Here is a 12,634-nt window from a genome sequence, read left to right as displayed (position 1 = left end):
CGAGCCCAGCATAGCGGCTGCAATCGATAGACGCACGTTATCAGACTTGCCGAATTGTGACAGAAACAAAAGTCTTAGCGGCGGTCCAGTGAGTAGACGAACGGTGCCACGACTTCAATCGTGCCATTGTTCAGCAACTCGGGTGGCGGCTTGGGTACCGTGCCGGCCCGACGGATCATTTCCAGGGTCGCCCGGTCCAGTGCGGCACTGCCCGAGCCACCGGCCATGGAGTACGACACGACCTTGCCTTCGGCGTCGACCACGAAGCGCAGGCGGTTCATGCCTTGCAGGCCGCGACGGCGCGCGTCTTCCGGGTAACGCTTGTACTTGGCAAGGTGGCGCAGCAGGTCGCTCTGCCAGGTTGGCAAGGCGTTGCTGTTGGACGCAATGCTCGGTGCCGGTGCCGCAGACTTCTGCGGTGGCGAGTTGCTGGGCGGTGCGTCCACCGTTTGCTCGGTGGGCGGTGCTTCCTTCGGCGGCTCAGGCTTTTTCTCGGGCTTGGGCGGCTGGGGCTTGGCCTTCGGCTTGGGCGGCTTGGGGATGGCGATCTTGGGCTTGGGCGCTTCTGCAAGCTTCGGCAACGGTGGTTCCTCGACCGGGGCCGGTGGCTGCGGAGCTGCCTTTGGGGGTGGTGGTGGCGCAGGCTCCGGCAACGGTGCCAGTTCGACCATCATCGCTGCCGGGGGCAGCTCGATGGCCTGTGGCACCGACCAGTTGAGCGTCAGCAGCACGGCGACCACGTGCACACCCAGCACGATCGCCAGGCTGCCACCGTAGCGCGCCATGTTAGAGCGCGTTTTCATCATTTCTTGGCTGCCGTCTCGAGACCTACCAGACCGACTTTCAGGTAGCCGGCCGCGCGCATGGTGTTCATCACCTCCATCAGGTCGCCGTAATCCACGCCTTTGTCAGCCTGGAAGAAGATGGTGGTTTCCTTGTCACCCTTGGTCTTGGCGTCGAGCATCGGGCCAAGCTGGTCGGGTGCAGCAACCTGATCGTCGCCGACATACAGCTTCTGGTCGGCCTTGACGCTGACGAACACCGGTTTCTCCGGCCTTGGCGCCGGTTTGGCGGTGGAGGCCGGCAGGTCGACCTTGATGTCGACCGTGGCCAAGGGGGCGGCGACCATGAAGATGATCAGCAGCACCAGCATCACGTCGATGAACGGCGTAACGTTGATTTCGTGGTTTTCGGCGAGGTCGTCGCCACCTTCGTTGAGATGCAGGCCCATGGCTTACCCCACTTTCACCATGTGCGGGGCGGCGCGCTCGCTACCCTGGTGGTCCAGATCACGGCTGACCAGCAGCAGTACCTGGGCGGAGGCATCGGACACCTGCGCCTTGTAACCGGCAATGGAGCGGGCGAAGACGTTGTAGATGACCACGGCCGGGATTGCCGCGACCAGGCCCAGAGCAGTGGCCAGCAGCGCTTCGGCGATACCTGGGGCAACGACGGCCAGGTTGGTGGTCTGGGTCTTGGCGATGCCGATGAAGCTGTTCATGATGCCCCATACGGTACCGAACAGGCCAACGAACGGCGCAGTGGAGCCGATGGTTGCGAGGACGCCGGTGCCGCTGCTCATGGTACGGCCGCTGGCATGCACCAGGCGCTCCAGACGGAAGCTGACGCGCTCCTTGATGCCTTCTTTTTCGCGAGCGTTAGCCGAAAGACGCATTTCTTCGAGGGCATCGTGGACCAGGGTATGGGCCAGGGTGCCTTCCTTGTTGGAAACCTCGCTGGCTTCCTTCAGGGTGGTGGACTTCTTCAACTGGGCGATTTCACCCCGCAGGCGGCGTTTGGCGCCCATCAGCTCGAAGCCTTTGGCAATCCAGATGGTCCAGGTGATGATGGAGGCGATGGCCAGGCCGATCATGACGATCTTCACCACGATGTCGGCGTTCTTGTACATGCCCCATGGGGACAGGTCATGGGCCATGCCCAGCGAGGTGTCTTCGACCAGGGCTTGAACGCTTGGGTCTGCTGCGGCCGTTGTATCTGCCGGGTTGGTGGCAGTGGCACCAGGCGCCGGCGCATCGACCGGGGCAGCAGCGGGTGCGGCCGGGGCAGTAGCAGCGGCAGGTGTGGCGCTGTTGGTGGTTGGCTCATCGGCCATGGCCACCGGGGCCAGCACCAGGCTGAGTGTCAGCGCGGCGATGGCGCGCCAGGCGCGCGACGGGGTTGGCGAAGCGGAAGGTTGAGTACGTGTCATGCTGGCCGGACCTGATGAAGAAAAAGTGAACGTTCTCCAAGGCCTCGATGTAGGCCGAGAACAATTTGGCGGCCATTATTGCAAGTAATTCTTGTTAACAAAAGTAATATTGTAGCTTTTTTCGCCTATGGTCTAGCCGCCCATCGTGTAGCGTGGCCAGGCTGATCAATTGGTCTAGGGAGTTTAGAGATGTCAGGCCTTTCCGTGATGGTGGTGGGTTGTGGTGATGTGGGTGGGCGTCTGGCCAAGCAGATGTTGGCTAAAGGCTGGCAGGTAAGCGGCCTGCGCCGTTCTGTTGGTCAGCTGCCCGCAGGGGTTCAGCCGGTTGCCGCAGATTTGGCCGAACCGTCGATACCGCAGTCCTGGCCACAGGGCCCGCTGGACTACCTGGTGTACTGCGTGGCGGCCAGCCAGCACGATGAGGCGGGTTACCAAGCAGCCTATGTCGATGGTTTGCGCCATGTGTTGGCCTGGTTGGCCGAGCGTGGCCAGCGCCCGCGTCGGCTGCTGTTCATCTCAAGCAGCAGTGTGTATGCGCAGAAAGGCGGCGAGTGGATAGAGGAGGGCGCTGCCACCGAGCCTGAGGGCTATTCCGGGCGTGTGATGCTGGAGGCTGAACGGTTGGCACTGGCCAGCGGCATCCCGGCGAGCGTGGTCCGCCTGACCGGTATCTATGGCCCAGGGCGTGAGTGGTTGCTGAGCCAGGTGCGTCAGGGTTACCGCGTTGCCGAGGAGCCACCGCTGTATGGCAATCGCATTCATGCCGAAGATGCCGCCAGCCTGCTGGCGTTTCTGCTGCAGGCCGATGCTGATGGCAAGGCTCTGGACGACTGCTACATTGGCGTTGATGACGACCCGGCGCCACTGGCCGATGTGGTGGCCTGGCTACGGGCGTACATGGGGGTTACCGAATGGTCCGATGAGCAGCGGGTGCGGCGTACTGGCAGCAAGCGCTGCAGCAATGCCCGGGCGCGGGCGCTCGGCTGGGCGCCTGAGTATCCGAGCTACAAGGAAGGCTACGCCGCAATCCTTGCAGGAAAAGCCTAGCTGGCAAGTGGCGCGATGCCTTGTGGGAGCAATTGTCTTGCTCAATTTCTAAAAGCTGGCGCGATCCCTGTGGGAGCGGGCTTGCCCGCGAACACGGGCGAAGCCCGTGCCATCCACCGCGGTGTCTTTTTCGCGGGTAAACCCGCTACTACAGGGACCGCGCATCATCTCAGCTGCGCTCCAGCGCCCATTGACGCTTGCCCGCTGCCAGCTCTGGCATTTCATCCGGCTGTGCACGGTTCACTGCCTGGAAAATCTCCAGCTTGTCACCATCGCGCTTGATGATGAACGGTGCGCCACGCTGGTTGCGCTCCAGCCACAGGCTGTCATTGTTGCCACCCATGGTCGCGCAATCACCTGCCAGGCACAGGGCGAAGCGGTCCGGCCCCGGTAGGCCGGTGACGTTGCCGGTATCGCTGAAGCGTACACTGGCACCTTTGCCTTGGCCGTCGACGATCTTCCAGTCACCACCCAGGTAGGCCTGGTAAAGCGCCTTCTCGAAGCTGCTGCCCAGTGGTGCATTGGCTGCCGCCGGTGTCTTGGCGCGCACGAAGGTTTGCTTGGTGCCGTTCTGGTCGACGGCCAGCAGCTCGTCGCCATCGAGCGAAAGCTGCTCGGTCTGGCCGCCTTGGAAACGGGCCTGCCATTGCTTTTCATTGGCGCTCAGCTGGCCGTCAGCGGCCTCGAAACCATTGCTATAGCTAGCTTGCTGATTGGCCACGTCGAGCTTCCACTCGAACACTGGGCCGTGCTCATTCAGCGCCTGGCGCAGGCTGCCGGCTTTGACCGCCGCAGTGATGGCTTCCTGGTTGATCCAGATGCCGTTGAAATCTTCGGGTTTGTGGCTGGTGCAGCCGCCCAGTAGCAGGGCTGCCAGCGCGAAGGGCAGTGCTTGACGCATGACGGGGTAACCTTGCAGAGGAAGGAGGGTGACGGGCAGGGCCCGTCACCAGGGCATCATTCGATGACCAGGATGGCGTCCATTTCGACCTGGGCGCCTTTCGGCAGCGCGGCAACGCCGATGGCGGCGCGGGCCGGGTAGGGCTGTTCGAAGTAGCGGCCCATCACCTCATTTACCTTGGCGAAGTGGCTCAGGTCTGTGAGGAAGATGTTCAGTTTCACGATGTCCTTGAACGAACCGCCAGCCGCTTCAGCCACGGCCTTGAGGTTCTCGAACACCTGCACGGTCTGGGCTTCGAAGCCTTCGACCAGTTCCATGGTCTTCGGGTCCAGAGGGATTTGGCCCGACATGTACACGGTGTTGCCGGCCTTGATCGCCTGCGAGTAGGTGCCGATGGCGGCAGGGGCCTTGTCGCTGTTGATGACGGTTTTGCTCATGATGACTCCTTGCGGTTGGCGGACTACGTACGCATGCGGGTGATGCGGACCACACCGGTCAGGGTACGCAGCTTCTTGATCACACGCGCCAGGTGCACGCGGTCGTGCACGCTGACCACCAGTTGGACCACGCTGATACGGCCGTCGCGTTCGTCCATGCTGATCTTTTCAATGTTGCCGTCGGCGGCGTTGACGCTGCTGGCCAGCAGGGCGATCAGCCCGCGCTGGTGTTCCAGTTCGACACGCAGTTCGACATTGAACTCGCCCGTGATGTCCTTGGCCCAGGAGAGTTGCACGCACTTTTCGGGGTTGTGGCGGATTTCACTGATGTTGCGGCAGTTTTCCAGGTGCACGACCATGCCTTTGCCGGCCGAGAGGTGGCCGACAATCGGGTCACCCGGGATCGGCGTGCAGCACTTGGCGTAGCTCAGCACCAGACCTTCGGTGCCACGGATCGCCAGCGGGCCTTCTGGCGCCGGCAACTGTTCGCCTTCGGCCGACAGCAGGCGGCGCGCGACCACGTAGGCCATGCGGTTGCCCAGGCCGATGTCTTCGAGCAGGTCTTCTATCAGCTCCAGGCGGTACTCGGCGAGAATAGACTCGATGCGTTCCTGGGGGATTTTCTCCAGGCTGCTGTCGAAGCCAGTGAGCACCTTGTTCAGCAGGCGCTCGCCCAGGCTGATGGATTCGGAGCGGCGCTGTTGCTTTAGCGCGTGGCGGATATTCGTGCGTGCCTTGCCTGAAACCACAAAGTTGAGCCAGGCCGGGTTGGGCCGAGCGCCCGGGGCGCTGACGATTTCCACTGTCGAGCCGCTTTGCAGCGGTTCGGACAGCGGCGCCAGGCGGCGGTTGATGCGGCACGCGATGCAACTGTTACCAACGTCGGTGTGCACCGCGTAGGCGAAGTCGACGGCCGTGGAGCCTTTGGGCAACTCCATGATCCGGCCTTTGGGCGTGAACACGTAGACCTCGTCCGGGAACAGGTCGATCTTCACGCTCTCGATGAATTCCAGGGAGTTGCCGGCACGTTGCTGCAGTTCGAGGATACCCTTGACCCACTGGCGGGCACGCGCGTGGCTGCCCTTGGGCTGCTCGTCGTCGTTTGACTTGTACAGCCAGTGCGCGGCGATGCCGTTGTTGGCCATCTCTTCCATTTCGCGGGTGCGGATCTGGATTTCGATGGGCACGCCGTGCATGCCGAACAGGGTCGTGTGCAACGACTGGTAGCCATTGGCCTTGGGGATCGCGATGTAATCCTTGAAGCGTCCAGGCAGCGGCTTGTACAGGTTGTGCACGGCGCCGAGCACGCGGTAGCAGGTGTCAACCTTGTCGACAATGATGCGGAAGGCATACACGTCCATGATCTCGTTGAAGGCACGGCGCTTGCCGCGCATCTTCTTGTAGATGCCATAGAGGTGTTTCTGCCGACCGCTGACCTCGCCCTCGATGCCGTCGGCGGCCAGGCAGTTGGCCAGCGAGTGCTCGATCTTGGCGACGATTTCTTTGCGGTTGCCGCGTGCGCTCTTCACTGCACGATGAATCAGCGACGAGCGCATTGGGTGCATGGCCTTGAAGCCAAGGTCTTCGAACTCCACGCGCACGGTGTGCATCCCCAGGCGGTTGGCGATGGGGGCGTAGATCTCGAGGGTTTCCTTGGCGATGCGCCGGCGTTTTTCGCCAGACAGCACTTCCAGGGTGCGCATGTTGTGCAGGCGGTCGGCCAACTTGACCAGGATCACGCGGATATCGCGGGCCATGGCCATGGCCATCTTCTGGAAGTTTTCCGCCTGTGCCTCGGCCTTGGTCTCGAAATTCATCTGGGTCAGCTTGCTGACCCCATCGACCAGTTCGGCCACGGTCTCGCCAAACTGCTGGCTGAGGGCTTCCTTGGCGATGCCGGTGTCTTCGATCACATCGTGCAGCATGGCCGCCATCAGGCTCTGATGGTCCATGTGCATGTCGGCGAGGATGCTGGCCACGGCCAGCGGGTGGGTCACGTAGGGCTCGCCACTGCGGCGGCGTTGCCCATCGTGAGCCTGTTCGGCGTAGAAATAGGCACGCCGAACCAGGTTGACCTGTTCGGGGCCAAGATAGGTCGACAGCCGTTCGGCCAAGGCTTCTATACCCGGCATGGGTTCACCTCCTGCCGAGGAAGAGGGCCTTGCGCCGTACGACGTCGACCTGGCATCAATCAGACAGCCTCGTTGTTCTCGTCCTCGAACGCGGCGAACACCGGATCCTCGGTGACGATCTCTTCAGCGGCGATGAACTCGTTGGTGACGATGCCTTCGGCAATTTCACGCAGGGCAACAACGGTTGGCTTGTCGTTTTCCCACGCAACGCGTGGCTCTTTGCCGCCGGTCGCCAGCTGGCGAGCGCGCTTGGTCGAGAGCATGACCAGCTCAAAGCGGTTATCCACGTGTTCCAGGCAGTCTTCAACAGTTACGCGGGCCATGGTCTTCCTCAGTAGCAATTGCGGTGGGCGTGCAGCCCATTAATGGGCAGGCGGACTCGATAGTATAAAAATTCACCAGCCAATAGGGAAGCGCTGTTTTGCCGGGCGGTACCTGCAAACCCTGCGATGCCTTCTTCGCGGGTGAACCCGCTCCTACAGGGACCGCGTAGCTTGTAGCGGCGGGTTTACCCGCGAAAGGGCCGGAACAGACACCCTCAGTGCATGAGGTTGACGATAACCTCAGAGCATCGCGTCACGCAACCGCGGGGTCAGCTCTTCGAACAAGGTCTGCACCGAGCGCAGCGCCCGGCAATCCGGCCGGGTCAGCAACCACAGCTGAGTGTCGCAGCCGGGCAGGGGACCGCTGAGAGCATCCACCCCAGGCAGCGCATGCACCATGTAGTCCGGCAGTGCTGCCACGCCCAGGCCGGCCATTACCAACTGGGCGATGGTCGACATGCTGCTGCACTGGTAGCGCGGGCTCAGGCCCGGGTGTTGTTGGTTGCGCCAGACCACCGTAGGGTGGTCCTGCATCGAGTCGTCTGGTGCGATCCACGGCACGCTGGCGGGGGACTCGCTCAGGCGCTCGCGCCACTGTGGCTGGCCGCAGACTACATAGGAGGTCGAACCCAGGTTGCGGCCAACCAGGTGCTCCGGAGGTGTGTTGGTCAGGCGCAGGGCGATGTCGGCGTCGCGCCGGCTGAGGTTGGCGAAGGTATTGGAGGTGCCCATCTCCAGTGACAACGCCGGGTAGTTGGACATGAACTCGGCCAGCGCCGGCAGCAACAGGCTGTGCATCACCGCCTCTGTGCAGGTCAGGCGCACCGTGCCGCTGACCACCTGCTCGCCACTGGTCATGGCAATGCGCGCCGCTTCCAGCGCCTGCTCGGCACGTTCGGCCTGCTCGGCCAAGGCCTGTGCGGTGTCAGTCGGCAGATAGCCCTTTCGGCTCTTGACGAACAAAGCAGTGCCCAGCGCTGACTCCAATCGGCGGATCGAGCGGAATACGGTCGAAACGTCGACTTTGAGCAGTTCGGCGGCTTTGGCCAGCGAGCGGCCACGTTCCAGTGCCAGGACCAGAGAGAGGTCTGCGTGGGTTATCTGATATTGCATTGGTGCACGCTCTGCTTGCCAAATTGCCAATGTCTGTTGCGTCTGGGCCATTTTATAGTGAAACGGCCCCCCGGAATCAATGCGCCCGGTCGGGTAACCAGTCCCCACGATGGGAAAGTGAAAAGAACAACAGCTGCAACCATCGTCGCCCGTGAGGCGCCAGCCGTATCCCCACATCGCCGCAGCACATCAAAGGATGTACACCATGACGTCGGTAACCCCGTGCGCCAGTTCTTCCAGCGAGATGAATGACTTCCTCCAGGCCCATCCGGACACGCAGTACGTAGACCTGCTGATCTCCGACATGAATGGCGTGGTACGTGGCAAGCGCATCGAGCGGGCCAGCCTGCACAAGGTGTACGAGAAGGGCATCAACCTGCCCGCATCGCTGTTCGCCCTTGATATCAACGGTTCCACTGTCGAAAGCACCGGCCTTGGCCTGGACATCGGCGACGCCGACCGTATCTGTTTCCCGATCCCCGGCACGTTGTCGGACGAGCCGTGGCAGAAGCGCCCCACCGCCCAGCTGCTGATGACCATGCACGAGCTGGATGGCCAGCCGTTCTTCGCCGACCCGCGTGAAGTGCTGCGCCAGGTGGTGAGCAAGTTCGACGACCTGGGCCTGGATATTTGCGCCGCGTTCGAGCTTGAGTTCTACCTGATCGACCAGGACAACCTCAACGGCCGCCCGCAGCCGCCGCGCTCGCCGATCTCCGGCAAGCGCCCGCAGTCGACCCAGGTGTACCTGATCGACGACCTCGACGAGTACGCCGACTGCTTGCAGGACATGCTCGAAGCAGCCAAGGAACAGGGCCTGCCTGCCGACGCCATCGTCAAGGAAAGCGCCCCGGCGCAGTTCGAGGTCAACTTGCACCACGTGGCGGATCCGCTGAAGGCCTGTGACTATGCGATCCTGCTCAAGCGCCTGATCAAGAACGTCGCCTACGACCATGAAATGGACACCACCTTCATGGCCAAGCCCTACCCGGGCCAGGCAGGCAATGGCCTGCATGTACACATTTCATTGCTGGACAAGAAAACCGGCAAGAACATCTTCGCCAGTGACGATCCGCTGCAAAGCGATACGTTGCGCCACGCCATTGGTGGCGTGCTGGAAACCATGCCGGCGTCGATGGCCTTCCTGTGTCCCAACATCAACTCCTACCGCCGCTTCGGTGCGCAGTTCTACGTGCCCAATGCGCCGAGCTGGGGCCTGGACAACCGCACCGTGGCCGTACGCGTGCCCACCGACAGCAGCGACAATGTGCGCCTTGAGCACCGTGTAGCCGGCGCCGATGCCAACCCGTACCTGATGCTCGCGGCGATCCTTGCCGGCGTTCACCATGGCCTGACCAACAAGGTCGAGCCCGAGGCGCCGATCGAAGGCAACTCCTACGAGCAGCTGGAGCAAAGCCTGCCGAACAACCTGCGCGATGCCCTGCGCGCGCTGGATGACAGCGAAGTCCTCAACCAATACATCAGCCCGGACTACATCGATATCTTCGTGGCCTGCAAGGAAAGCGAACTGGCCGAGTTCGAAGTGTCGATTTCAGACCTCGAGTACAACTGGTACCTGCACACGGTGTAACCCCATGAGCGCAAATGCGGTCCCTTTGATCGGTGTCAGCGCCTGCCGTCAGCAGGTAGGGAAGAACTCCTCGCACACGGTCGGCGACAAGTATGTCGAGGCAGCCGGCTTTGCCGGCTTGCCACTGATCTTGCCGGCCCGTGATGGCGGCAGCGACACGCAAGCGCTGCTGGCCCGCCTGCACGGCATTGTTTTTACCGGCTCGCCTTCAAATATCGAGCCGCATCATTACAATGGCGCCCCCAGTGTGGCGGGTACCCGGCATGATCTGGCGCGTGATCGCCTGACCCTGCCGCTGCTGCAGGCAGCCATTGCCGTCGGTGTGCCCGTATTCTGCATCTGCCGAGGCTACCAGGAGCTGAACGTGGCCCTTGGCGGCAGCCTGCACCAGCGTGTGCAGGAGCTGCCAGGCTACCTTGACCACCGCGAACCCGAGGATGCCCCCCTGGAGGTGCAATACAGCCCTCGTCACTCGGTCAGTATCGAGCCTGGCGGGTTGTTCGAGCGCCTGGGCCTGGCGGCGCAGTTCGAGGTCAATTCGCTGCACAGCCAGGGCATCGACCGTCTGGCCCCAGGCCTGCGCGTCGAGGCACGGGCCCCGGATGGCCTGATCGAGGCGGTGTCCATGCCTGCGGCACCGGGCTTTGTGCTCGGGGTGCAGTGGCACCCGGAGTGGCGCTTCAACGAAAACCCGGTTTCGCTGCGTCTGTTTCAGGCGTTTCGCGAGGCCTGCAATGCCTACGCAGCACGGGAGGGCTCACGGCAGGAATGATTCTGACGTCAGCCGAAGGTCTCGGATGACTCGTCCCCGATAGCAAGCTTTCAATGAGTGAAAGCGAGCCTTGTACCCAAGGCTTGTTAAAACAATTCCAAAATTTACGGCAAATACTCATGAGCAATTACACAGAAGCCGGCCGCCCACCCGATGTGGCGGCCGACGCGGGCAACACTCAGCGCAGCAAAGGCCTGGCCAAGGGCCGCTTGGGCCTGCTGGCCAGCGTGGTGCTGGGCATTTCCACCATCGCCCCGGTCTATACCCTGACTGGGGCCCTTGGCCCTACCGTGCGTGAGGTGGGCGCCCACCTGCCGGCCGTGTTCATCGTGGGCTTCCTGCCGATGCTGCTGGTTGCCCTGGGCTATCGCGAGCTGAACTCGGCGGAGCCGGACAGCGGTACTTCGTTTACCTGGTCGGCGCGTGCATTCGGCCCGATGATCGGCTGGATCGGCGGCTGGGGACTGGTGGTTGCCACCACGATCGTGCTGTCGAACCTGGCAGGTGTGGCGGTGGACTTCTTCTACCTGTTCCTTGGCCAGATCACCGGCAAGCATGAGCTGGCAGCGTTGGCCGACAACCTGTTGATCAACATCGTTACCTGTTGCGTGTTCATTGGTTTGGCAGTGTGGATCTGCTGTCGGGGTATCGCCACCACAATGACTGTGCAGTACGGCTTGGTGGCCCTGCAGTTGCTGGTGTTGATCGGCTTTGCTTTCGCCGCTTTCGGCGGCACCACCGCGCCGCCACCGCTGGCGTTCGATTTCGCCTGGTTCAACCCGTTCGGTGTCGAGTCGTTCTCGGCCTTTGCCGCTGGCCTGTCACTGTCGATCTTCATCTTCTGGGGCTGGGACACTTGCCTGACCGTCAGTGAAGAATCGGTGGGCAGCGAAGAGGTGCCGGGCAAGGCCGCTACCTGGACCGTGATGTTGATTCTCGGCCTGTACCTGTTCACTGCCATCGCCACCCTGCAGTTTGCCGGTATCAGTGAAACGGGCCTGGGCCTGAACAACCCGCGCATCCAGGAGAACGTCTTTGCCCACCTGGCCGGCCCGGTCATGGGGCCGCTGGCGATCCTGATGTCCATCGCTGTGCTGGCCAGTACGGCGGCGTCGCTGCAGTCCACCTTCGTGGCGCCGGCGCGCACCCTGTTGGCCATGGGTTATTACGGCGCGGTGCCGCAGAAGTTCGCCAGCGTCTGCCCGCGCTCGCAAACGCCGCGCTATGCCACCATCTGCGCCGGCCTGGCCGCAGGCCTGTTCTACGTGACCATGCGTACGCTGAGCGAGAACGTGCTGGCAGATACCATCACGGCATTGGGCATGATGATCTGCTTCTACTATTCGCTGACCGCATTTGCCTGCGTCTGGTATTTCCGCGGCAGCCTGTTCGACAGCCTGCGCCACTTCATCATGCGCGGCCTGTGCCCGCTGGTGGGTGGGGTGATCTTGTCGGTGATCTTCGTGCGTACCGCCATCGACAGTGCGTCGCCGGACTTCGGCAGCGGCTCGCATGTGGGCGGTCTGGGGCTGGTGTTCGTGATTGCCGCGATCATCTCGGTGCTTGGTATCGGCCTGATGATGCTGTCGCGCATGCGTGCGCCGGCGTACTTCCTCGGGGCTACCCTGCGTCAGCAGGCTACCTTGCCACTGCAGGAATAAACCAATGGGGCCGCTCTGCGGCCCTTCGCGGGCACGCCCGCTCCCACAGGCCGGTGCTCAGCCTCAGCCCAGCGCGGTATCGAGAAACATCATCACCGCAAGCCCACCCATCAACCCTAGGGTCGCCGTTGTTTCCTACAGGTATGAACTGTAGATGGTCATGGTGGGGCAGCAGGACCTGGCACGGGTAATGGACTGGCGGCAGTGCTGGGCATCAGGGTCGAACCGGCGCTGGAAGCCCTAAAAGTCGCCGTCCACATCTAAAGCCTGGCGCAGTCCTTGTGGGAGCGGCCTTGTGTCGCGAAAAGGCTGCACAGCAGCCCCGGGATTTCAGCGTCGATGCAAATAATGCGGGGGCCGCTTCGCGGCCCTTTCGCGACACAAGGCCGCTCCCACTCGGATCGCGCCAGCTTTTAGAAATTGAGCAAGACAGTTGCTCCCAAAGGTGCGG

General features: G+C 62.5%; 12 protein-coding genes. 4 read left to right on the top strand and 8 right to left on the bottom strand.

The window, feature by feature from the left end; all coding sequences use genetic code 11:
• Positions 1 to 74: 74 nt before the first annotated feature.
• From ACF8Q6_RS21140 to exbB, 3 genes are read right to left on the bottom strand one after another with little or no spacing between them, the layout of a single operon-like run.
• The gene (locus ACF8Q6_RS21140; protein WP_010955804.1) at positions 75 to 806 is read right to left on the bottom strand and encodes an energy transducer TonB; all 732 of its coding nucleotides are present in this window, start codon (positions 804 to 806) and stop codon (positions 75 to 77) included.
• Positions 803 to 1,231: a TonB system transport protein ExbD gene (gene exbD / locus ACF8Q6_RS21135; RefSeq protein WP_167066201.1), complete on the bottom strand. Its 429-nt coding sequence runs from the start codon at positions 1,229 to 1,231 to the stop codon at positions 803 to 805. Before exbD ends, ACF8Q6_RS21140 begins: the two co-directional genes overlap by 4 nt.
• 3 nt (positions 1,232 to 1,234) lie before the next feature.
• Positions 1,235 to 2,209: a tonB-system energizer ExbB gene (gene exbB, locus ACF8Q6_RS21130; RefSeq protein WP_143495791.1), complete on the bottom strand. Its 975-nt coding sequence runs from the start codon at positions 2,207 to 2,209 to the stop codon at positions 1,235 to 1,237.
• Between the two features lie 189 nt (positions 2,210 to 2,398).
• Between exbB and ACF8Q6_RS21125 the strand changes: the two genes are divergently transcribed.
• Positions 2,399 to 3,256, top strand: coding sequence for an SDR family oxidoreductase (locus ACF8Q6_RS21125; RefSeq protein ID WP_392492008.1), 858 nt, complete (start codon positions 2,399 to 2,401; stop codon positions 3,254 to 3,256).
• Positions 3,257 to 3,425: 169 nt separating this feature from the next.
• Here the strand turns inward: ACF8Q6_RS21125 and ACF8Q6_RS21120 are convergent, their stop codons facing one another.
• From ACF8Q6_RS21120 to ACF8Q6_RS21100, 5 genes are all read right to left on the bottom strand, one after another.
• On the bottom strand, positions 3,426 to 4,157 hold the full coding sequence (locus ACF8Q6_RS21120) for a hypothetical protein (protein ID WP_012054105.1): 732 nt from the start codon (positions 4,155 to 4,157) through the stop codon (positions 3,426 to 3,428).
• A 56-nt stretch (positions 4,158 to 4,213) separates the two neighbouring features.
• A complete protein-coding gene (locus ACF8Q6_RS21115) occupies positions 4,214 to 4,594 on the bottom strand; it encodes a RidA family protein (RefSeq protein ID WP_009684531.1) in 381 nt (126 codons plus the stop codon).
• A 23-nt stretch (positions 4,595 to 4,617) separates the two neighbouring features.
• On the bottom strand, positions 4,618 to 6,726 hold the full coding sequence (spoT, locus tag ACF8Q6_RS21110; RefSeq protein ID WP_047603718.1) for a bifunctional GTP diphosphokinase/guanosine-3',5'-bis pyrophosphate 3'-pyrophosphohydrolase: 2,109 nt from the start codon (positions 6,724 to 6,726) through the stop codon (positions 4,618 to 4,620).
• A gap of 59 nt (positions 6,727 to 6,785) precedes the next feature.
• Positions 6,786 to 7,049, bottom strand: a complete 264-nt coding sequence (rpoZ, locus tag ACF8Q6_RS21105) for a DNA-directed RNA polymerase subunit omega (RefSeq protein ID WP_003253383.1) — start codon at positions 7,047 to 7,049, stop codon at positions 6,786 to 6,788.
• Positions 7,050 to 7,289: 240 nt separating this feature from the next.
• On the bottom strand, positions 7,290 to 8,162 hold the full coding sequence (locus ACF8Q6_RS21100; RefSeq protein ID WP_003253385.1) for a LysR family transcriptional regulator: 873 nt from the start codon (positions 8,160 to 8,162) through the stop codon (positions 7,290 to 7,292).
• A gap of 205 nt (positions 8,163 to 8,367) precedes the next feature.
• Here ACF8Q6_RS21100 and ACF8Q6_RS21095 point away from each other — a divergent pair, with 205 nt between their 5' ends.
• The 3 genes from ACF8Q6_RS21095 (at position 8,368) to ACF8Q6_RS21085 (ending at position 12,183) form a co-directional block, all read left to right on the top strand.
• The gene (locus tag ACF8Q6_RS21095) at positions 8,368 to 9,750 is read left to right on the top strand and encodes a glutamine synthetase family protein (protein WP_003253387.1); all 1,383 of its coding nucleotides are present in this window, start codon (positions 8,368 to 8,370) and stop codon (positions 9,748 to 9,750) included.
• 4 nt (positions 9,751 to 9,754) lie between these two features.
• A complete protein-coding gene (locus ACF8Q6_RS21090) occupies positions 9,755 to 10,522 on the top strand; it encodes a gamma-glutamyl-gamma-aminobutyrate hydrolase family protein (RefSeq protein ID WP_012054103.1) in 768 nt (255 codons plus the stop codon).
• A gap of 119 nt (positions 10,523 to 10,641) precedes the next feature.
• Positions 10,642 to 12,183, top strand: coding sequence for an APC family permease (locus tag ACF8Q6_RS21085; RefSeq protein WP_003253391.1), 1,542 nt, complete (start codon positions 10,642 to 10,644; stop codon positions 12,181 to 12,183).
• Positions 12,184 to 12,634 lie beyond the last annotated feature (451 nt).

The sequence above is a fragment of the Pseudomonas sp. GLN_2 genome (assembly GCF_043106005.1).
GTDB classification, from domain to species: domain Bacteria; phylum Pseudomonadota; class Gammaproteobacteria; order Pseudomonadales; family Pseudomonadaceae; genus Aquipseudomonas; species Aquipseudomonas alloputida.
The sequence above is the reverse complement of the archived record's forward strand: the minus strand, read 5'-3'. Positions and strand labels throughout refer to the sequence as shown.